The sequence below is a fragment of the Roseateles noduli genome, from assembly GCF_050626985.1.
Taxonomy (GTDB): Bacteria; Pseudomonadota; Gammaproteobacteria; order Burkholderiales; family Burkholderiaceae_C; genus Roseateles; species Roseateles noduli_A.
The window spans coordinates 1,676,514-1,695,734 of the sequence record NZ_CP192463.1 but is presented as its reverse complement, the minus strand read 5'-3'; the positions used below and the strand labels follow the sequence as shown (position 1 = coordinate 1,695,734).

At 63.4% G+C, this 19,221-nt stretch carries 19 protein-coding genes and 1 pseudogene; 12 read left to right on the top strand and 8 right to left on the bottom strand.

Annotated features, from left to right (window positions below; translation table 11 throughout):
* Nucleotides 1-144 precede the first annotated feature (144 nt).
* On the top strand, nucleotides 145-330 hold the full coding sequence (locus ACQ4L4_RS07445) for a hypothetical protein (RefSeq protein ID WP_431103594.1): 186 nt from the start codon (nucleotides 145-147) through the stop codon (nucleotides 328-330).
* Nucleotides 331-430: 100 nt separating this feature from the next.
* Nucleotides 431-745: a hypothetical protein gene (locus ACQ4L4_RS07440; RefSeq protein WP_431103592.1), complete on the top strand. Its 315-nt coding sequence runs from the start codon at nucleotides 431-433 to the stop codon at nucleotides 743-745.
* A gap of 311 nt (nucleotides 746-1,056) precedes the next feature.
* On the opposite strand, the gene ACQ4L4_RS07435 is transcribed toward ACQ4L4_RS07440, so the two are convergent.
* From ACQ4L4_RS07435 to ACQ4L4_RS07425, 3 genes are all read right to left on the bottom strand, one after another.
* Complete coding sequence (locus ACQ4L4_RS07435) at nucleotides 1,057-4,023, bottom strand: KAP family NTPase (RefSeq protein ID WP_431103591.1); 2,967 nt, start codon at nucleotides 4,021-4,023, stop codon at nucleotides 1,057-1,059.
* 927 nt (nucleotides 4,024-4,950) lie between these two features.
* On the bottom strand, nucleotides 4,951-5,505 hold the full coding sequence (locus ACQ4L4_RS07430) for a DUF6933 domain-containing protein (protein WP_431103589.1): 555 nt from the start codon (nucleotides 5,503-5,505) through the stop codon (nucleotides 4,951-4,953).
* Between the two features lie 41 nt (nucleotides 5,506-5,546).
* Complete coding sequence (locus ACQ4L4_RS07425) at nucleotides 5,547-6,464, bottom strand: LysR family transcriptional regulator (RefSeq protein ID WP_377155064.1); 918 nt, start codon at nucleotides 6,462-6,464, stop codon at nucleotides 5,547-5,549.
* A gap of 189 nt (nucleotides 6,465-6,653) precedes the next feature.
* On the opposite strand from ACQ4L4_RS07425, the gene ACQ4L4_RS07420 reads away from it, so the two are divergent.
* The 8 genes from ACQ4L4_RS07420 to ACQ4L4_RS07385 all read left to right on the top strand — a co-directional run bounded on the left by ACQ4L4_RS07420 (nucleotide 6,654) and on the right by ACQ4L4_RS07385 (nucleotide 14,585).
* Complete coding sequence (locus ACQ4L4_RS07420) at nucleotides 6,654-7,577, top strand: dihydrodipicolinate synthase family protein (RefSeq protein ID WP_431103588.1); 924 nt, start codon at nucleotides 6,654-6,656, stop codon at nucleotides 7,575-7,577.
* Nucleotides 7,578-7,744: 167 nt separating this feature from the next.
* On the top strand, nucleotides 7,745-8,848 hold the full coding sequence (locus ACQ4L4_RS07415; RefSeq protein ID WP_431103587.1) for a porin: 1,104 nt from the start codon (nucleotides 7,745-7,747) through the stop codon (nucleotides 8,846-8,848).
* Nucleotides 8,849-8,956: 108 nt separating this feature from the next.
* The gene (locus ACQ4L4_RS07410) at nucleotides 8,957-9,928 is read left to right on the top strand and encodes a Bug family tripartite tricarboxylate transporter substrate binding protein (RefSeq protein ID WP_431103585.1); all 972 of its coding nucleotides are present in this window, start codon (nucleotides 8,957-8,959) and stop codon (nucleotides 9,926-9,928) included.
* 649 nt (nucleotides 9,929-10,577) lie between these two features.
* Nucleotides 10,578-11,771 carry an elongation factor Tu gene (locus ACQ4L4_RS07405; protein ID WP_431103583.1) on the top strand — a complete coding sequence of 398 codons (1,194 nt, stop codon included), beginning with the start codon at nucleotides 10,578-10,580 and terminating at the stop codon, nucleotides 11,769-11,771.
* 188 nt (nucleotides 11,772-11,959) lie between these two features.
* Entirely contained in the window at nucleotides 11,960-12,841 is an 882-nt protein-coding gene (locus ACQ4L4_RS07400) for a hypothetical protein (protein ID WP_431103582.1), read from the top strand.
* Nucleotides 12,842-13,046: 205 nt separating this feature from the next.
* Nucleotides 13,047-13,529 carry a GreA/GreB family elongation factor gene (locus tag ACQ4L4_RS07395; protein ID WP_431103580.1) on the top strand — a complete coding sequence of 161 codons (483 nt, stop codon included), beginning with the start codon at nucleotides 13,047-13,049 and terminating at the stop codon, nucleotides 13,527-13,529.
* The gene (locus tag ACQ4L4_RS07390) at nucleotides 13,529-14,206 is read left to right on the top strand and encodes a glutathione S-transferase (protein ID WP_431103579.1); all 678 of its coding nucleotides are present in this window, start codon (nucleotides 13,529-13,531) and stop codon (nucleotides 14,204-14,206) included. Before ACQ4L4_RS07395 ends, ACQ4L4_RS07390 begins: the two co-directional genes overlap by 1 nt.
* Nucleotides 14,181-14,585, top strand: coding sequence for a suppressor of fused domain protein (locus ACQ4L4_RS07385; protein ID WP_431103578.1), 405 nt, complete (start codon nucleotides 14,181-14,183; stop codon nucleotides 14,583-14,585). Before ACQ4L4_RS07390 ends, ACQ4L4_RS07385 begins: the two co-directional genes overlap by 26 nt.
* Before the next feature lie 231 nt (nucleotides 14,586-14,816).
* Here ACQ4L4_RS07385 and ACQ4L4_RS07380 read toward each other — a convergent pair whose 3' ends face one another.
* Both ACQ4L4_RS07380 and ACQ4L4_RS07375 read right to left on the bottom strand, forming a co-directional pair.
* Nucleotides 14,817-16,265 carry an IS1182 family transposase gene (locus ACQ4L4_RS07380; RefSeq protein WP_431103577.1) on the bottom strand — a complete coding sequence of 483 codons (1,449 nt, stop codon included), beginning with the start codon at nucleotides 16,263-16,265 and terminating at the stop codon, nucleotides 14,817-14,819.
* 272 nt (nucleotides 16,266-16,537) lie between these two features.
* Complete coding sequence (locus tag ACQ4L4_RS07375; protein WP_431103576.1) at nucleotides 16,538-16,753, bottom strand: WYL domain-containing protein; 216 nt, start codon at nucleotides 16,751-16,753, stop codon at nucleotides 16,538-16,540.
* Between the two features lie 155 nt (nucleotides 16,754-16,908).
* On the opposite strand from ACQ4L4_RS07375, the pseudogene ACQ4L4_RS07370 reads away from it, so the two are divergent.
* Nucleotides 16,909-17,001: pseudogene (locus ACQ4L4_RS07370) on the top strand (integrase); the annotation flags it as partial.
* Nucleotides 17,002-17,189: 188 nt separating this feature from the next.
* Here the strand turns inward: ACQ4L4_RS07370 and ACQ4L4_RS07365 are convergent.
* Entirely contained in the window at nucleotides 17,190-17,645 is a 456-nt protein-coding gene (locus ACQ4L4_RS07365; RefSeq protein ID WP_431105040.1) for a hypothetical protein, read from the bottom strand.
* Nucleotides 17,646-17,651: 6 nt separating this feature from the next.
* On the bottom strand, nucleotides 17,652-18,194 hold the full coding sequence (locus ACQ4L4_RS07360; protein WP_431103575.1) for a hypothetical protein: 543 nt from the start codon (nucleotides 18,192-18,194) through the stop codon (nucleotides 17,652-17,654).
* A gap of 139 nt (nucleotides 18,195-18,333) precedes the next feature.
* Between ACQ4L4_RS07360 and ACQ4L4_RS07355 the strand changes: the two genes are divergently transcribed.
* Nucleotides 18,334-18,927, top strand: coding sequence for a hypothetical protein (locus tag ACQ4L4_RS07355; protein ID WP_431103574.1), 594 nt, complete (start codon nucleotides 18,334-18,336; stop codon nucleotides 18,925-18,927).
* Between the two features lie 39 nt (nucleotides 18,928-18,966).
* Here ACQ4L4_RS07355 and ACQ4L4_RS07350 read toward each other — a convergent pair whose 3' ends face one another.
* On the bottom strand, nucleotides 18,967-19,182 hold the full coding sequence (locus ACQ4L4_RS07350; RefSeq protein WP_431103573.1) for a putative motility protein: 216 nt from the start codon (nucleotides 19,180-19,182) through the stop codon (nucleotides 18,967-18,969).
* Nucleotides 19,183-19,221 lie beyond the last annotated feature (39 nt).

Below are 19,221 nucleotides of genomic sequence, written 5' to 3'. Positions count from 1 at the left end.
TTGGGGCGCCGCGCAGCACGTGGGTGCGGACGAATTGCAAGTTCTGAGCCGCGCGCTCAATGGCACCGAGGCTGGAGGCAGTTCGGCGGGCTTGTATCTCAATTGCCCGGCATGGGAGAACTTCAGTTGAAGAAGCTTGCGCTCATGCTGCTATCCATCGCGTTGCCCCCCGCGTTCGCGTTCGCGGGAATAATCCTGTTCCTTCTCGCCAATCCCGATGCCAACATTGAGCGCGAGAGCTGGATTCTGGGCTGGTCGGGAATCGGCATAGGACTCGTTGCGGGACTCGTGGTCGTCTGGATGTTCTGGCGATGTCGCGCTCGAGACTGAGCTCTCGCGGCAAGGCGACATCGCGGCGATCTTGGCCCGAGTTCGTCGTCGTGCTCGCGAACGCGCACGGTCGGGCTGTTCAAATCCTGGAGGATGTGTCATGTCCAAACCTTCGAATGGCTTCTTTGCCGGCACAACACCGCCCCTGCGACTGGGATGCCTCGGATTCCTGATTGCTGCGATGGGAGCGGCACTTGGATTCGCGGTCGACTACGGCCCTGGCAATCCTCTCGCCTATGTGGCGTTTACTGTTGTCGCCACTGGCGTCGCCATCGGTTTTATTGCTATCGCTTGGGGATGGATCGATGTTCTGCGATCGGCGCTGGGCCGGGCGCAGATTCCTGGGCGATCAGCTCAGCCAACGCCCAGTCCGAAGGATCCCAAAGTACCCCTCTCCGGCCCCGGAGGCCTGTAGGTGCGAATCTCGGGGGTTGCTGAACACCCGGTTCGGTTGCTGCGACGCAGGCAGAGCGGCACTGCGCGCACAGGCACCAAGCCGTGTCCAAGGCGCGCTCGAGGCTGGGTTTGGTCTTTCGTTAAGCGCCGATGAGCATCGGCGATCGACCCGAAGCGGACCTTCGCTGTTTTGAATACGCAGCGCTGGAGCGGCCGTCCAATCGGCGTGCCGAAGCACCCCTTGATCGACGATCGGACCCGCGGCGTCATCGCAGGGGGCAGCCTCGCAATCACCTTCGAGGAGCGCTCGACAACCTGCCGCCGGCTTCACTATCCAGCAGGGTTTGGAGTTGCTTCCTCAGCCAGCTCATCCAGCACAGCAAAGACCCCATCAAGATCGTCACGATAGAAGGCTGTGTAACTAGGCATAAAGACGCATCGCCCGCTGTCTTTGAGGGCCAGCCCCCGAATGTGATCGCCATGCGTCAGCCAATACCTTCCCACAGCCTTCGGATCCAACCCGCCTGGTAGTCCAGACTTGGTTGCGACATAGCCTTCTTCGTCTCTCCCCGTATGGAACGGGCTGCTCAAGTGGGCGAGGCAATGGTCAATGAACAGCAGCGCGTTGTTAACGTCGACGGCCGGGTTTAAGCAGAAGCCAAAGACGTACTCGTTCATCAACATGGAGATGCCGCCGCCGTCTTCGGCACCGCTTTCATCGTAGTAACCGCATCCAACACCAGAGCCATTCGGGGGCAGCGAATTGCCGAGCTGATAGATGACGAACGACGCGGCAGAGGACCGTGCGGCCGCAACTCGACGGGCAATCGTTGTATCGCTTTGCTCGGATGCGGGGTCGAGCGAAGCCTGCTCATGAAGATGCACAAATGCCTGGCCGAGGAACGCATCGACAGAAACTTCACGCGCTTCAGCGAAGAAGTTCCGTCCACTCTCAATGTAAGTGCGCTTGAAGTGCGCGAAGACCTGCTGAGACAACGTCCTCATCCCCATCAGCGCCAACTGACTGACCAACCCGGACCTTGGAGCAGACATGTCCTGGTGGACGATGAGCGCAGCGTGCAGGTTGTACAACTGGCCACCGCGATCCGCTGAGCACTGCAACCTGAAGAGCATAAGGTCGTTCCAACCCAGAACGCCGCGGTCTGGGCCAGCAAGCCGCTCCAGCAGGCCTCTTCCAACGAAGGTGTGCTCGCCAAAGATGCGCCACGCGATCTCGATGACGTTCTCCGGACTGTTCACGCGTCGCCGGCCCGCAGTACGGCCCCAGCCCGCGCGATCCAATAGCCGCAATAGCGAGTAGATCGACCTCGGCCGCAGTCCACGGTCATCGTTGTCAAACGACGAGTAGCGTGGCAGGTACTCAACGAGCGTTTCGATGGCGTCTTCTGCGGTCGGGCTGGTGAAGTCGTGGGCCTGATTGACCAGTACCCGCCAGAATTGGTCGTGTGCGGTCTCTGCTCGCTCCAGGACAAACTCAGCCTCCGCGAGAACCGAGGCAATCGACCGACCCTTGCGAACCCGATCCACCGCTGTTTGGTAGAGAACAAAGGTCTCCTGCGGATCCGGCGTGGCAAAGCGAACGATGAGCTTCAGAAAGCCCTCCAGGTTTCTGGTGTCGCCCTTGTTGAAGCACGCCCGAGACCGAAGAACGGACTCTTCAATGTTGCGCCCGTCGCCCAGGTCCAAAACCTCCACGTCAAACAACTGCTCCAGCAAGAACGTGGGAGAACCTGGGTGCTCTGCCTTGACCTCTGCAAAACCATCGGCGTTCTTGAAATCTGGTTCGTCGTACTTGCGCCGAATCGAGAAAGTACCACTTCGCCCCTGTGTCTCCTCGGCGTATATGCGCCTGAACAACCCTGGATAGTTCAGGTGCAACAGCATCAAATTGATGAGGTCACGCTTGTTGAAGTCGGTCCGGCCCAGATTGGTCTTCTCAATCTGCATGAGCAAGATCGCGTTGATGAAGCGCTTGACCTTGCGCAGATCACCGAGCAAAGGCAGGTACTTGGCGGCAAGATCACCGCTCAAGATTTCCGCTAGCTCATTTAGAACGGCACCAAGCTTCAACATCGTGTCCGATGGCACGGACCCGAGCTGGCTTTCGCTCTTTTCCCAGTCGCGTTGCAAGAAGTTGCGGATGCTGGAGCTGTCCACGAACAAGCTCAATTTGACTGTCACAAACTTCTCAAGGAACTCACGCGCTCTGGATCCTTCCTCTTTGCCACCGGCCAGTACCTCGGTGTCATAGCAAAGGACGTAGGTCGCTTGCGACAGCTTGAAGGTGCGTCGCGTTGCGAATAGGACGTTGTTGACGGTCTTCGCGTCCAGACGATCCAGGTCGTCGATGACTACGATCACACGTCGACCGATACGTCGAAGGACCTCGTCAATGTCGTCGAGCAACTCATCGACCGTTTCCTGGGAAGGCTCCAGCGAGAGCTTGAAGCCCAGGAACGAAACGTCAGCCTTACCCTTGATGAGGCGAGAGTATCGGGAGGCCGCAGGACGGAACTCGGGTGCAAAGACCTTACTCTGAATCGCGGCGGACAGGTCGCGAATCAAGCGATCAGCGAGATCTGGCTCGGATGCGTATCGAAGGGGCTCAAACCGACAAACAATCACCTTGTCCGCGGCTTGTTCCCAGTAGCGTTCGGCAAGATTGATGAAGCTTGTCTTGCCTACGCCCCAGGGTCCATCCACACCGAACACCAATCCTGCGTGAGCGCCGCTCGCGAGGACGGTTTCCGCGAACGACTTCGCTTGTGACTCGTTGGAGAGCAAGTCGTCCGTCTCGCGCCCGATTTCCTCGTCCGCAAGGAATTGGAGCTGCGAGGCGGTCTGCCGTTTCCTCGGCCAATGACGTTGAACCAGCGGCGACAACAGCACCGTGGATAGCAGCAGAAGAGCAACTGGCGCCCAATGCGGATTTGCAGCCTTCAAGGCAGCGTGAAACTTGGAAAGCCAAGGCATGGTCAACTCGTTCGCCCAAGCCCCAAGACAAACTGCTATGAGTAGGTCGAGACGGATGCTCCGACCCATTTGTACGGCGGCAGTGTGTGCGCCACGATTCACCGCGTAGACCACACAGATCGCCAGTCCGGCGAGAACCGCGCTGCCTCTTGCCCAGACATCCAGATCAGCCACTGCCGGCGCGAATGCGGTCCCCAGGTAGTAGGCCGCCCTGCCGACCTCAGCGCCAACCAAGCCAACGACGAACATCCTGGCGAAGACCAGGAGTTCGGGCATCTTCATCGTTGGCTTGGTATCCGCCATTCACATTTCCTTCCTATGCAGCGTGCACGCTGTAACCAACCTGCCATGTCGAGGCGCGTTCTGCGCCCCCTATTTACTCAGTGACTACCTAGCCTAAGTCCCGCGGCAAGCAGCAACGCGTTCAATCTGAGTCGCGACCCCTGCCGCTGCGACTAGTGCCGAGGTTTGGGCGCGGCGGCACCGTGACTGATGTAGGTGCTCATCCAGAAAGTCGACCCATAGGTTCTCCAGGGCGTCCCTTATGAGGTGCCCGACCGCTTCTATGGGTTCTCGCGCTGCATGCTTTCGCCTCGGTTGGCGCTTCATGTGGCTTCATACCCATAACAACTCTGCTCGGCCAGCATGCCGCTTGCGCGTCGATTGACGAAAGTTTACGTTCTGTCGGAGGCAATGGCTGTAGCACGCTTCCGCCAGCGCATGGGGGAGCAGACTCGACCGGATTGCGATAGCGACAGGACGTGCCGTAGCTGCCGCTCGTCAGTGGCCGTCAATGGCCGATTCAGGTCCGTCACGCGTTGCCTGCCAATGTCCGCTCCCGCATGCCGGACCGTGGCTGCACACGTTGCCGAACGCGACTTGCAATCGAGCCTATATGCGCGTCCTGAGCAACTGGAGCAACGCCGCCGCGATGCCTCAAGGCGATGGGGCTCGTCGCAGGACCTCCGCCAGTTGAGCGCCCTCCCCCTCTGGCGGATAGTGGTACCACGCCTCATGCGGCGACAACTTGCCGCAGGCGATGCACTGCGTCTTCTCCCACTGATGACCGCAGCCGGGACATAGTCCACGCGTCCAGAACGTGTTCCAGACCGTGCCGCATGAAGGCACGCACGTCCACTGATCCTCCGGTCGTGGCCGCCACTGGCACTCGGGACAAAAGATCTCGGCTTTGTCCTTCATGCGTCGCTCCGATCCAGGTTGTTTGTTGTCTCAGTGATCACGGCTGCTTGCCGCAAGGAGCACGCGATGGGCGACGAACGCCGCGACGGTCGCCCGATCCGGGCCTTCGTACTCGATGAGTTTCAAGGGCGTACATGCCAGCGCGAGAGATTGCTCCAGCAGCGATCGATCTGCAAAGTCGGCCCTCTCGAATTGAAGCTGATACGCCAAGTCGTTGATCGACCCCAGGACGCGCCGGCTTGCCGACAACCCATTGCTGCATGGCGTCGAGCTCGGCGACCACTGCGTCGGCGGGCCCCCCACGGACACGAGCACGGGCTCCAGCGCCCCGATGAACCTCTGAACGATGGACCGGCCCTCCCGTGCGGGCAATACGACGGGCAGCAAGGTTCGCTCGCTGACGGCGAGCACGATCTGGACCTGCCCGACGTGGACTAGGTGGGCGTACCAATCGCCGAGGACCGTCTGCGGCGAAACAGGCTCCGGCTTGGGCTCAACCTTGATCCTGTCGAGAAGGTTCCGGGTGCAGCGGAATGTGAACACGGCACTGGTGCGGCGGTTGAAGTGGCCGGAGGTATCGGGCATCGATTCGCAAGGGCGACTCGTGATGTCGGAGAGAGGCCGCCTCATCCAGGCTCGGAGAGCTGGTTCCTCCAGGACTTCACCAGCGCCTGGATGGTCTGCGCGACCACCTTGCAGGCCGGCGTGAGCTTGCCGTGCCGGGGCGTGGCCAGCGTCACGTGTCGCATGAGGTCCGGACGGACCAGCTTTGTCGCATGCACCTTCCCGGCCCGCAGGTCCTCCGCGAAGGCGTAGGGGCCGAGGATGGAGTACAGCCCCGGCTGGTTGGCCACCAGCGTCCGTTGAACGGTGAGCGAGTCGGCCTCCGCCACGGGCGCCAGCTGGAAGCCGAGGCCTCGGGCGGTCTCATCGAGCGCGTTTCGCCAGTGGCTCGGCCGTCGCGGAAGCACCAGGCGCAGCCCCTTCAGACGCGAGAAGGGCAGCGTTGGCTGCTGGGTGAGCGGGTCGCCAGGCGCGCTGACCAGGTAGGTGCTGACGCTCGACAGGAGCTTCTCATCCCGCCCGGAAGGCTTGCTGAAGCGGAACAACACGGCGAGGTCCAGTGAGCGGCTGTCCAGCAGCGCATCCAGCTCCGTTCCCTGCGCTTCCACCAGGTCCAGGGAAATGCCCGGATGCTCGCGCTGCAGCTGCTCGAACAAGCGGGTGGTGAGCGGGTGAGCGGCCGTGGGAATGATGCCCAAGGTCACCCGGCCCACGATGCGGCCAGCGTCGGACTTCAGCTCCAGCTCCATCTGCTCGGTCTCCTGAAGCCAGGGACGCAGCCGGGCAGCGACGCGTGCGCCGAGCTCGGTGACCGCGACGCCACGGCCAGTCCGCCGAAACAGCGGCCCGCCGTAGCCGGACTCGAAGTCCGTGATCTGGCGGCTGATGTGCGACTGGGCCGTCTGCCGATGCGCCGCCACCTTGCTCAGGCTGCCGGCCTCCACCACCTCGAGGAAGAGCCGTACCGCTGCGATGTTCATGCGCGTCTCCGTGAGATATGCCAATTCTGGCATGTCTGATTCATCTGATCTGTGGCTATGCGGATGGTCGCCGGATTTCTACATTCACTCCCACCGACCCGTACCCCGCTGCCGGCGCGAAGCCGGCGAGAGTGACAAGACGGCCAGGTTCATCACCCACCCTCGGCACTGCGACATCAGGAGACATCCATGCAAGCCCCCGACCTCCGCGGCCTCGTGCCCGCACCCGTCACCCCCTTCACCCGCGACGGCGCCGTCGACTACGCGGCCATCCAGCGCCTGGGCAGCTGGCTGGGCGGCATCGAAGGCGTCAAGGGCCTGACCGTCCTCGGTCACGCCGGCGAAGGCACGTTCCTGGAGCGTGACGAGCAACTGCGCGTCATCACCGCCTTCCGCGAATCCGTGGGCGACCGCCTGCCCATCATTGCCGGCATCACGCTGGAAGGGACGAGCGTCGCGGCCGAAGAAGCCAAGCGCGCGGTCAAGGCCGGCGCCTCGGCCGGCCTGGTGTACCCGTCGCATGGCTGGCTGCGCTTCGGCTACCAGGACGGCGCTCCGCAGGACCGCTACAAGGCCATCCACGAGGCCAGCGGCCTGCCGCTGATCCTGTTCCAGTACCCGGATGCCACCAAGGCCACCTACAACCTGAAGACGCAGCTGGAAATCGCCGCGCTGCCGGGTGTCTTCGCGATGAAGAACGGCGTCCGCAACATGAAGCGCTGGGACACCGAGATCCCTGTCATCCGCAAGGAGCGCCCGGACCTGCAGATCCTGACCTGCCACGACGAGTACCTGCTGCACACCATGTTCGACGTGGACGGCGCGCTGGTCGGCTACGGCGGTCTGACGCCGGAACCGCTGATTGAACTGATCGCCGCTGGCAAGGCCAAGGACTACGCCAAGGCGCGTGCCATCCACGACCGCCTGCTGCCCGTGACCAAGAACGTGTACCACCGCGGCAGTCACATGGAAGGCACCGTGGCGCTGAAGCACGGCCTGGTGGCCCGCGGCATCCTCGAACACGCCACGGTGCGCAGCCCGCTGCTGCCGCTGGCGGAAGGCGCCGGCGAGGAGATCGCCGCGGCCCTGCGCTCGGCCGGCCTGGCCAAGTAGGGGCAAGTCCTGGCACCGCGGGGAGCGGCTCCGCCCTTCCCCGCCGTGCCGTCGGTGGCTCATCACCGGCATCCGTGGCGCGCCGGCGCTCCGTGGCACGAAGAAGACTTCGGTCACCCGGCATCCCCTAGACGTCCGGCGAACAACGCCGGCAGAGGAGACAAGACATGTTCCGATTCCCCGTCGCCGCATGGGCGGCCGTGGCTGGGATCGTCGGTGGGCAGTGCCATGCGCAGACCTCGGTCGCGTTGTCTGGCACGGTCGACGTCGGCGTCCGCCACGTGAAGAATGGCCGGCTGGGCAGCATCGACTCCGAAGTGAGCGGCGCCAACACCACCAGCAAACTGGTCGTCCAGGTAAGAGAAGCGCTCGGCGATGGACTGAGCGCCGGCATCTATCTCGACAGCACCCTCCTCGGCGACACCGGCGCCGTGAACACACCGTTCTGGGACCGGCGAGCCACCGTCAGCCTCGCGCACGACCGCCTGGGCGAGATCCGCCTGGGCCGCGACTGGGCGCCTACGCACATCCTCTGGTCCGACATGGACCCCTTCATCACCCTGGGCATCGCGGGCGCCAACAGCTTCCGCTCTGTCTTCGCGTCGCGCGCCCTCGGCCAGGCCTTCGGCGTGAGCGCCGATGCCAACCAGCTCAACCCGACCCTCCGCATCGCCAACACCGCGCAGTACTTCCTGCCGACCGGTCTGGGCGGCCTCTACGGCTCGCTGCTGGTGAGCGCTGGTGAAGGCGGTGCCGCCGGCGCCGGTTCCGCGAAGACCGATGGCGGACGCCTGGCCTGGCGCGGCGAGCAACTGATGGTCGGTGTCGCGCAGGTCACGACCCGCAACGCCAACGCCGGCCGCGACTTCACCGACCGTGTCTGGGGCGCGTCCTACGACTTCAAGGTCTTGAAGGTGAGCCTGGGCCAGCGCCAGTGGCGCTACGGAACGGACAAGACCACGAACACGCTCGTGGCCGCGCTGGTTCCCCTCGGCTTCGGCGACCTGAAGTTCTCCGTGCTTCGCGCGGACCAGACGGGGGCGACGGCGGCACAGAGCTCCAACGATGCGACCTTGATCGGTGCCGGCTACGTGCACCATCTGTCCAAGCGCACGGCGGTGTACGCGCATGCCTCACGCATCGCCAACAAGGGCGGAGCCTCGTTCGCCGTCACCGGCGGTCCCGCGGTGAGCGGCGTCGCCACGGCGGCCAACTACTTCGGAGGCCAGAAGTCGACGGCCTTCGAAAGCGGCATCCGGCACAACTTCTGAAGTCCGCCCCATGGCGAGAACGATGATCGAGACGACCGACCAGGCGCCAGATCACCTCTCGCCCTGAACTGCGGCGACTCCCAGAGCAGAGAAAAGCAAGGAGACACCATGAACTTCGTCAAAGTGCTGGCCACCCTGATGGCCAGCGCCGTGATTCCCCTGACGGCGCACGCACAGGCCTTTCCGGAGAAAGGCAGCACGCTGCGCATCATCGTTCCGTTTGCAGCAGGAGGCGGCGTGGACAACGCGGCCCGTCTGCTGGCCGAGCAACTGCGCAAGCAGCTCGGTACTCCCGTCATCGTGGAGAACAAGGCCGGTGCGAGCGGCACCCTCGGTGGCAAAGCAGTTCAGACAGCGCCGGCCGACGGCTACACGATGCTGTTCTCCGCGGCCACGCATGTCCTGGCCAAGCAGGTGATGGCGACGCCGCCCTACGACCCGCAGACCGACTTCGTCCCTGTGGCGCGTGTTGGCGAAGCGCCGCTCATGCTGGTCATCGCACCGGGGCTCGAACCCAAAACGCTGGCCCAGATGATCGGCGCCGCCAAGGCCAAGCCCGACGACTGGATGGCGGCCATTCCCGCGGCCGGTGCGCCGAGCCATCTGGCGACGCTCCTCTTCGCGAAGCAGGCGGGCCTGAAGCTCACCTACGTGCCATACAAGGGAACCCAACCGGCGCTGGTCGATGTCGGCGGCAACCACGTGAGCCTTCTGATGGACTCCATGGTGTCGCTGCTGCCGCTCGCGAAGTCCGGAAGGGTGCGGCCTCTGGCCATCACCGCGGAGAAGCGAAGCCCGCTGGCGCCGGACGTGCCGACGATGCAGGAAGGCGGCCTCAAGGCATTCAAGTACGCGTCCTGGTACGGCGTCTGGGTCCCGAAGGGAACGCCCGAGGACCGCGTCGCCAAACTGAGCGCGGCCGTGACGCAAGCGTCGACGGAGCTGGGACGCAATGGCGCCTACGCGGCGATTGGCATCGATGCGATCGCTGAAGGCAGCGCGCAGTTCAAGAAGTTCATCGCCGCCGACGTGGCGCTGGGCGCGGAACTGCTGAAGAGCTCAGGGTTCAAGCCTGAGTGACGGGGCGGACGAGCACAGCGGTTAGCGCAGCCTCCACCTGGACAGCGCCCCCGGGCGCGCATGAACCGCACCACGCCGACTGCTGCGCACGCACAACGCCTCCGTTGCTTCCCGCCCATCACGGTGTTAGCCTCGCGGCCCTATGCAGCAGTTCCTGACCTTCCAACGCGCACAAGCCGCAGCCGAGACCCGCACATTCGCGGTGGATTCGCTGTGCGCGGCGTATGACGCAGCACTGCTTCCCTAGAGCCATTCCATCCGGAGGCTCGGCCTCCTGAGTTCAATGAAACCCGGTAGGCCACAAGCCACCGGGTTTTGTTTTTTCCGTCCTCCGTTGGAGACCCAGGCCATGAGCCCCGATCGAGATTCGTCCTCATTCTTCGCCGCACGCGCTGCAAGCAGCGCCGTGCTGTGCGTCCCCTTCGTGGAGTGGTTCGTGTAGACCTCTCCGGGCCTGCGTGTGCCTGGAGGTCCATCCTTCAGGCGAGATGAAAAGCCTGCCGGGTGGCCCACACCCCGCAGGCTTTTTTCTTTCGTCCGCGCAAGCGGGCACCCAGGTCTGGCGCGCGCGCCGACAACCCCGCCGACAGGTCCACCTGGCCAGTGGACCGAACCGGCTTTTCACTCATCAACGAACTGGAGAAACATCATGACCACCAAGGTCCACGTCAACGTCGGCACGATCGGTCACGTCGATCACGGCAAGACGACGCTGACGGCCGCCCTCACCGCCGTGCAGGCCGCACGCTTTGGCGGCCGCGCCCTGTCCTACGGACAGATCGACAACGCCAAGGAAGAGCGCGAGCGCGGCATCACGATCAACACCTCGCACGTCGAGTACGAGTCGGACAGGCGCCACTACGCGCACATCGACTGCCCGGGTCACGCCGACTACATCAAGAACATGATCACCGGTGCCTCGCAGATGGACGGTGCCATCCTGCTGGTGGACGGCACCGAAGGCGCCGCCCGGCAGACCATCGAACACGTGCTGCTGGCGCGCCAGGTGAACGTGAGCCACATGGTGGTGTTCGTGAACAAGATGGACCTGGTGCCCGAGAGCGACCGCACCGACATTGCCGAGCTGATCGAGATGGAGATCGGCGCCCTGCTGGCCACCCATGGTTATCTGGAGCCCGCCTTCGTCTTCGGCAGCGCCATGAAGGCGCTGGCTGCGGCCGAGCGCGGCGAGCTGGATGGCCCGGACGTGCAATGCATCGTCGAGCTGGTGAACGCCCTGGACGCGCGCATCCCTGACCCGGTGCGCGACTACGCCAGCCCGTTCATGATGCCCGTCGAGGCGGTGCACACCATCGCGGGCCGCGGCACGGTCATCAGCGGCCGTGTCGAGCGCGGCGTGATCCGCGTGGGCGACGCTCTGGAGATCGTCGGCCTCAGCTCGTCCGGCGACGACCCTGTCGTCGTCACCGGCGTGCAGTCCTTCCACAAGGACGTGGCCGAAGGTCGTGCCGGCATGAACGTGGGCCTGCTGCTGCGCGGCGTCAAGCGCGATGACGTCGTGCGCGGCCAGGTCGTGGTGAAGCCCGGTGCGCTGAAGCCCTACCGCGCGGGGCGTGCCCAGATCTTCGTCCTCAGCAAGGAAGAAGGTGGCCGCCACACGCCGTTCGGCTCGGGCTACCAGCCGCAGTTCTTCTTCGGTCCGACCGACGTGACCGGTGTCATCAGCGTCGACGCCGAAGCCGGCGTTGTCGAACCCGGCGCGCAGGCCTTGATCAGCTTCGAGCTGAACAAGCCCGTCGCGATCGAGAACGGCATGCGCTTCGCCATGCGCGAGGGCGGCAAGACCGTCGGCGCTGGCATCGTGACTGAAGTGCTCAGCTGAAAGGATCAGCTGAAGGGCTGACCACTCCCCGCCCCTGTTGCTTGCTTGTCAGGCAGCAGGGGCTTTTTTCTTCGGCCGCTACTCGACACCTTGCTGAGCGCCCTCTGCTAGAACAGGCATAGGCGCCGCCTTCCTGAAGAGCCTCGGATAGAGTGCTTCATTCCATGAAGGTTGGCGAAGGAGATCCAGTGACTGACACCCCCATGGCACTTCCTGAACGATTCGAAGTGCAACGATCCGAACGATGGGTGTTTCTTGCCGCGCCTTGGCTGTTCATCGCCTTGGCAGCGTTCTTCGTCGCCATGCCCTTCCTTCCCGGCGATGGGAAGCCGCGCAATGAAGCTTTCGTGTTGGGCTTCGCTGTCGTCGGTTGTCTCGCCTTCAGCGTCTGTGCGTGGTACTCCCGGCAGCTCGTTCGACAGCTGGTCGAATCCGCTGTCTCGGTCGATGAACACGGGCTGTGGCCGTCGGCAAAGAACAGGAATGACGCCTTGGTTCCCTGGAGCGCGATCGTCCGCTTGCGGGAGCGCGAGATCTTGCAGCGCCTCGACGCGATCGACACATCGGGAAAGACTGTTGCCAGGCTGGAGTACCAGCTCAAGGACTTCGATCGTCTGCGGGCCATCGTGCTGGAGCGGGCAAACCTGCGCGGCACGGCGCCATCGTCCGACACGTACAAGCGGCCGTGGAGCCACCACCTGCTTGCCATCGGTGGCGTGCTCGGTTTCGCGCTTCTGGGCTGGTACCTCGGTCCCACCGAGCCACTGCTCGGCTACGTTGCGATGACCTTCGTCGTCGGGCTCGTCGCTTGGGAGTACTGGACCACGCCATTCCACCTGCGCATCACACCAGGCGCTCTCGAGATCAGCCTGCCCGGCCGTCTCCGCCGCGTCCCGCGCGAGCACATCACGAGTGTCGAGATTCAGGATGAACAGGTGAACTACACCAAGCAACCAGCCGTGATGTTGCAGCTGGTCGGAGGCGGAAAGCCTGTGAAGCTCAAGGCGCTCGGCGTGCAGACCGTGGAACTGCATCAGGCGCTTCAGGCTTGGCACCGGGGCAACGCCTGACCCTCCCAGGTGCCGTGGAATGCCTCCACGAGCACCGCTGCCACTGCCCAGCAGCGCTTGCAGCAGCGATGCTTCGCTTTTCCCCGAAGACCTATCATCAACTCGCTCACGCTCGGTGACACGAAGCGGTCATCGGCTCAGCTGACTGGGCCGTGGCATTCACACTCAAGAGGCCTCCGCTTGTTCGAGATGCCTACCTTTCATCATGGATAAATTCTTGCTGCAGCAGCAGGTGCTGGAACGGCTCGCCGAAGACCTGCTGCAAGCCGAACAGGCTGCACGCGTGGCGCATGAAACGGCGACTCACGAAGAAAACATCGCCGAGAACAAGTACGACACCTTGGGTCTCGAAGCCGCCTACCTGGCCACCGGCCAGGCTCGTCGCGCCGAAGCCATCCGCCAGGCGATGGCCAATTGGCGCCAGTTCCGCCCGCCCTCCTACGACGCCAGGTTGGGCATCCAGATCGGCGCGCTGGTCTGCCTGGTCGATGCCGACGACAAGCAGCAACAGCTCTTTCTCGGCCCGGATGGCGGCAGCATGAAGTTGGTGAGCGGCGCTCAGCTCGTGCAGGTCATCAGCAGCGAAGCCCCGTTGGGCAGGGCCATGCTGGGCAAATGTGAAGGTGACGAGGTGTCGATCCAGGTCGGTTCAATCCGACAGCAGTTTGAGGTGATGTGGGTTCATTGATGCTGACACCGCACGCGCCACTCGCCACCCCAGTTCCGCAGTTGCCGCGGCTCTACACCTTTCGCCGCTGCCCCTACGCCATGCGCGCACGGATGGCTCTGCTGCAGGCCGGGCGGGCCTTCGAGGCGGTGGAGGTCAGCTTGCGCGACAAGCCGGCAAGCCTGCTGGCCTTGTCTCCCAAGGCGACGGTACCCGTGCTGCAGTTGCCCGATGGCGGCGTGATCGAGGAGAGCTGGGACATCATGCGCTGGGCACTGGCTGCGCCCGATGCGCAGGGCTGGTGGGCGCGGGCGCAGTCGCCTGCGAACCTCGACCTGGTACAGCGAAACGACGGCGACTTCAAGCATCACCTCGACCGCTGGAAGTACTCCCAGCGCTACGCGAGTGAGACCCTCACGCCAGACGCACACCGCGACAGGGCGCTGGATGTGCTTCTGCGACCGCTGGAGGCACGGCTGCACAGCGCGCCCTTCCTGGGCGGCGCCACGCCATGCGCCACCGACTTGGCCGTGTTCCCCTTCGTCCGCCAGTTCGCCGCAGTGGAGCCGGAATGGTTTGCAACGCTGGACTTGCCATCCGTACGGTCATGGCTGAACGGCTGGCTAGATAGCCCGCTATTCGTCATGTGCATGTACAAGTTGCCCGCGGAAGGTGCGAATCGCTTTCCGCCGCTCTAACGCCTGCTTGGCTGTCGATCAGATTTCGATCTGGAGACCGAGGGCAGATTGGAGGTGTGGCCGATCAACCTGCAGCAGAACCTGGCCCGCTGCGTCTTCAGTTCACACAACGTCTTCGGCGACGTGCATTGGACCGGCCAACGGCCCGATCAAGAACGACGCCGACGCGGATATTGTCGGATTGCTCTTCGTTACCGATCCCGAACGCGGCTCGATCGATACACCCCATGGCCTCGTCGATTTGTTGCAGATGGTCGGCATCACCTCCGCCGAGGTGGAGGACCTGAAGGCGAATCGCCGTACCGCGCGCGCGATCGCAGCCGAACTTGCGGCAAGCAACCCACCGTTGATCACGAACCTGGACCGAAGCTCACGCTGACCGTTTCGCTCCATCGCCGATAGGTCTCGGAGCGGCCGTTCGTGTTGCTAGCACAGGAGGTCAGCTCTCGGCTGAGGCTGTGTGGAAACGCTGTTTGACTTGAGGCGTCCCCCGACCACGGACACACGCGAGTCCTGAGAAGCGCCAATGCGCTCTCCGAGGACTGTTTGCGGGCTTGAGGAATGCTATGAGTCGTCCGCGTCGCGTCGCGATGCGAGGCTCAAAAGGCGCTTACGCGCCCACCATTCTCATCGCCTGCGCTGCCTTCTTGATGCCCAAGATCTGCATCACCCGTTTGAGGTTGTAGGCCAGGACCTGCAGGCTCATCTCGGTGCTGACGTTGCCAAGCCTGCGCGTCAGGAAGTGCGTGCTGCCCATCCAGTGTTTGAGCGTGCCGAAGACATGCTCCACTGTCCTTCGTCGGATCATCATCGCGTCGGTGTTTCGGTCCAAACGCCGCTGCATGGCATCAAGCACGCCCTGGTGCTCCCATCGCGAGATGCGGCGGTGCTTGGAGGGCGTGCACTGCGTCTTCATCGGGCATGCGGGGCACGCGCTGCTCCAATAGCGACGGATCTGCAGCCCGTCTTCATCGCGCGTGAAGCGATAGGCGGCCCGCTCGCCCGCTGGACATCGGTACTCGTCGTCCTTGGCGATGTAGATGAAGTCGGTCTTGTCGAAGCGACCCTCGGCCTTCGCGCTCGAGGTCATCGGCTTGGGCACGAAGGGCCTCATGCCGTTGTCCGCGCAACGCTTGATCTGCGGGGCGTTGAAGTAGCCCCGGTCGGCGTAGACCTTCAGATTGGGCTTGCCCATCGCCTCCTGCGCCGCGAGCGCCATGCCGCTGAGCTGTGCTCTGTCGCTGCCGATGTTGGTGACCTCGTGCGCCACGACCAGGTGGTGCTTGGTATCGACAGCTGCCTGCACGTTGTAGCCCACGACGCCGCTGCCCGCGGCCTGGGTCGCCATCGCGCGCGCATCCGGATCCGTGAGGGATACCTGCTTGTCTGGCTGCTTTAGGAGGTGCTGCTCCATCTCGTCTAACCGCTGCATCTGCTCACGCAGACCATCCAGCTTGTGGCTGAGCTGGGCATACCTTGGACCGAACTCCATGAGCGGCAATGTCCTGTCCGCGGTGTCGAGCGCTGCGAGGTAGCGCTGGATGCTCTCCTCGATCTGCTGGCGCCGCTTCTCGATCTTGGTGACGGTGAAGTTCTGGTCACGGCTGTTGACTGCCTTGAACTTGCTGCCGTCGACCGCCACGCCGTCACCGCTCAGCAGCTTCAGCTGCCGGCACAGTTCGACGAAGCGACGGCAGACGTTGCGGATGCCCTGTCCGTTGTCACGGCGGAAATCGGCGATGGTCTTGAAGTCCGGGGCCAGGCGCTCGGTCAGCCACATCAGCTCGATGTTGCGCTGTGCCTCGCGCTCGAGCCTCCGGCTCGACTGGACACGGTTGAGGTAGCCGTAGATGTAGATCTTGAGCAGGACCGCCGGGTGGTAGGCCGGTCGGCCCGTCGTCGCTGGCGTGGCGCCAGCGAAGCCAAACGCTTCGAGATCAAGCTCTTCAACATAGGCATCGATGACGCGGACAGGATTGTCTTCAGCGATGAAGTCATCCAGGCACTCTGGCAGCAGCGTCACTTGATGCCGCCCCTGACCTTCGACGAATCGCGCCATCGTCACCTCCACCATGTCTGATCGGCACGACGAATCTAGACAGCGTCCATCAGATCGCCAGGAGGGTTTTCACACAGCCTCGGCCACAGGCTGCCGTCCAAAAACTGCGCCGAGCGACCGGCACTGGTCGAACTGCGGTCGCCTGTGCTGTCAACGGATCGACTTCGCAACGAAGAGCTCAGCCGCCGAGACTTTGGCCCTAGCGAAGCCTTCGTCTGTCAGTTGGATAGCCTGGGATGAATTCTTGAGCCTCTACTGGCTCAAATCGTGAGCTATTGAGCTGGCAAAAACGAGTTTTTTTCAGCGGCGGCCTGCAGCGTGGTCACGAGCTTCTTCCTGAGCTCTGCCGGCTCAAGAACTTCGACCTCTGGGCTATGCCGCATGAGGTCCATGACCAGCTCTTGGTCATTTGAGTACGGCACCTCAGCCTTCTCGTCCTTGATGACATAGCCGCGCAGGCTGCGGTCCCACTCAACCGGACAACCCATACCATTTGAGTTGCGTGGCGACCTCAGTGGGAAATCTTTTTCTCGTCATGGCGCCGGATGGTAGACGCGTTAGCCGTTGCATACACGAACGGTCTTTCTGAGCTGGCCGCTTGATTCCCCGGACTCCGTCTATCGCTTATCCGCACCGTGCAGGCCTGCTGGGTCATTCAGATGTGAGCACCACCATGATCTACACCCACATCCTGAAAGTCGGCAGCGGTGGCGTGCAAAATCCCATGGATTTGCTGGCTGACCTGCCGGGCCAATGGCTCAGCGTGCGCATATCGAGACCGGCTTGTCGCCTCGTACGACCGACCGCATCTGAAATCGAAGCAGCCGTTGGCCCGTGCAACGCCAAGGACCGCAACGGGTCCAGAACCGTCGGCCGAACGAGTCACCGCGACCGACGGCACTCGGCCCAAAGCATGACGGAAAGTCAGGCGAGTCGAAGCTCTTCCGCGCGCGAGATGAGCGCAGCTTCGAACTTCTGGAGATGCCCTGCCCAGCTATGCACGGACTCAGAGTAGGCGATGGAGACCATGGCGTTGTGCTGAGCCCTTGACTCATGACCCGTGGCCAATAGCCACGGCGCCATCGCCACGTGCGCCACTGAAAAGCCGGAGGCGCGCTGAATATCCCCCGGCGGCAGGTCGCACGAGGACACGGTTCGGTACGCAAGCTCCGCGGTCGCCTTTGCGGCAGGCGGCAACTGCCCAGAAGTACAAAACATATCCACGGCCTCGATCGCAGAGAGAAGTGGGGCTTGCTTGTCCTTCTCGGGAAAGGCCTGCTGCCAATATGAAAAGGCCATTCGCGCCGCAACCAGCGCGAGGGCAATGCGGGCCTGCGTGGAAAGCCCATCCAGTACGTTCATGGAAAAAGTGCCGGCCATTTGAGATCAAGGGTGTTGCCCGCTCAGATAGGCGCCGACGAGACTCTTCGCGATGTCGCTCGCCACCAGGCGGTCCAGGGTCTCCTTCGTCAACGGGTCCGCCTGCTCCTTCTTGAACGTCTCCTGACCAATCGCGTAGCTGGTTCCCGCCGAGGATTCCCGCTTCTCAGCGGTGACCGGATTGACCCGAAGCGTGCTCATGAACTGATGCGTCTGCTGATCCGCGTACATGGAGGCGCTGACGATCAGATCGCAGCCTTCCTGTTGCGCCCTTTTCAGGAGGCGATTCGTGTTGGCAGCCATGTCGGTCGCCTCTACGGGATGGGGCATCTCGATCACCTTTCTGCCGGCGCCCTTGAACTCCGCGGACACGAACTGACCGAAGCTGTTGTTCAGTTGATTCCACATCCGATTGACCTGCGGATCGCTGGAGGACATGTTCTTCCCTCGGCTGAAGACGACCACGCATTTGGATTCGGAAGCTTCTTGCGCGTGTGTGGCGCCGGATGCCAATGCCAGAAGGATGCTCAGCGAGAAAGTGAAGCGCATGGTGGTCGGTGTGAGACGGGGCGGACCGGATCCTAGCCGACGCGGCGGAGCGACAACCCGTGGTGATCGGGGCACACTGCGTGACCTCGCGAATCGCACTGGTCCGGTTCGCGGCATCCCTTCCTCGTGGACCACGCAGATGCAACACCTGACCCGATGCATGGCGTCCTTGCTCATCGCGGGATATGCCGCCGCTTCTTTCGCGCAGTCCGCGGCCCCGCAGGATAGCCAGGTCGCGTCAGCCAGCGACCCCATCGACTGCGCGACGAAGTACAAGGAAGTCGGTCCGGTGGCGATCAAGCTGCCGTATTGGGAGTTCGACCAGACCGAGAAAGGCTGGCGCTCGCTGGGCAACTGCTATCCGGAACAGACGCAACTGCTCAAGCGCTACATCAAGCGCCAGGAGTACGAAATGCGCGGTGTGCGCTGGCACCTCGCGCAGACGCTGGCGATGACCGGCGACAACGTTGCGGCCGCCGAGCAGGCCTTGCTGTCGGTCAATCCGGACGAAGCCACCCAGACGCCTGGTTTCAGCTGGAACACCTACGTGCTGGCGACGGCGGCCTTCCTTCGCAAGGACCGGATCGCGTTCGACGTGCAGTACGAGGCCCACCGCCGCGCGACCGAGGCCAACACCGAGAACGCGACCAACCTGAAGGTGTTGGCGGGACTGGCGGCGTGCTTCGACAAGCCGTACCGGGAGCCCTACGGCAAGTGCCGACCCCGGGATTGACCCGGCTTCCCACCCGCTTCGTGTGGCGAGGCGGCCGGGTCAGGCGTAGGTGTTGATGTTCCGGCCGAGACTGCCTTCGGTGGCCAGGGCGGTCGGCTGCGGCAGCGCCGCCAGCAGCGCGGCGGCGCCGGCTTCCTGGACGTCCATGGCCTTGCGGAGCACCAGCAGGCCGGCCGCGTTGCCGACCGTGCCTGGCGTGCCGTTGGATGCATTGCTGACCGCCGCGGCGACGCTTGGGGAATTGGTGATGACCATCCCTGCAATATCGGCGATTCCGGCGCGAGCTTGAGCACA

Coding starts and splice junctions, on each gene's coding strand:
- ACQ4L4_RS07435 (WP_431103591.1), bottom strand. CDS start 4,023: ATGGCGGATACCAAGCCAACGATGAAGATGCCCGAACTCCTGGTCTTC.
- ACQ4L4_RS07430 (WP_431103589.1), bottom strand. CDS start 5,505: ATGCCCGATACCTCCGGCCACTTCAACCGCCGCACCAGTGCCGTGTTC.
- ACQ4L4_RS07380 (WP_431103577.1), bottom strand. CDS start 16,265: ATGGCGCGATTCGTCGAAGGTCAGGGGCGGCATCAAGTGACGCTGCTG.
- ACQ4L4_RS07415 (WP_431103587.1), top strand. CDS start 7,745: ATGTTCCGATTCCCCGTCGCCGCATGGGCGGCCGTGGCTGGGATCGTC.
- ACQ4L4_RS07420 (WP_431103588.1), top strand. CDS start 6,654: ATGCAAGCCCCCGACCTCCGCGGCCTCGTGCCCGCACCCGTCACCCCC.
- ACQ4L4_RS07410 (WP_431103585.1), top strand. CDS start 8,957: ATGAACTTCGTCAAAGTGCTGGCCACCCTGATGGCCAGCGCCGTGATT.
- ACQ4L4_RS07350 (WP_431103573.1), bottom strand. CDS start 19,182: ATGGTCATCACCAATTCCCCAAGCGTCGCCGCGGCGGTCAGCAATGCA.
- ACQ4L4_RS07365 (WP_431105040.1), bottom strand. CDS start 17,645: ATGGCCGGCACTTTTTCCATGAACGTACTGGATGGGCTTTCCACGCAG.
- ACQ4L4_RS07425 (WP_377155064.1), bottom strand. CDS start 6,464: ATGAACATCGCAGCGGTACGGCTCTTCCTCGAGGTGGTGGAGGCCGGC.
- ACQ4L4_RS07390 (WP_431103579.1), top strand. CDS start 13,529: ATGCTGACACCGCACGCGCCACTCGCCACCCCAGTTCCGCAGTTGCCG.
- ACQ4L4_RS07395 (WP_431103580.1), top strand. CDS start 13,047: ATGGATAAATTCTTGCTGCAGCAGCAGGTGCTGGAACGGCTCGCCGAA.
- ACQ4L4_RS07405 (WP_431103583.1), top strand. CDS start 10,578: ATGACCACCAAGGTCCACGTCAACGTCGGCACGATCGGTCACGTCGAT.
- ACQ4L4_RS07375 (WP_431103576.1), bottom strand. CDS start 16,753: ATGGGTTGTCCGGTTGAGTGGGACCGCAGCCTGCGCGGCTATGTCATC.
- ACQ4L4_RS07360 (WP_431103575.1), bottom strand. CDS start 18,194: ATGCGCTTCACTTTCTCGCTGAGCATCCTTCTGGCATTGGCATCCGGC.
- ACQ4L4_RS07445 (WP_431103594.1), top strand. CDS start 145: ATGCTGCTATCCATCGCGTTGCCCCCCGCGTTCGCGTTCGCGGGAATA.
- ACQ4L4_RS07440 (WP_431103592.1), top strand. CDS start 431: ATGTCCAAACCTTCGAATGGCTTCTTTGCCGGCACAACACCGCCCCTG.
- ACQ4L4_RS07355 (WP_431103574.1), top strand. CDS start 18,334: ATGCAACACCTGACCCGATGCATGGCGTCCTTGCTCATCGCGGGATAT.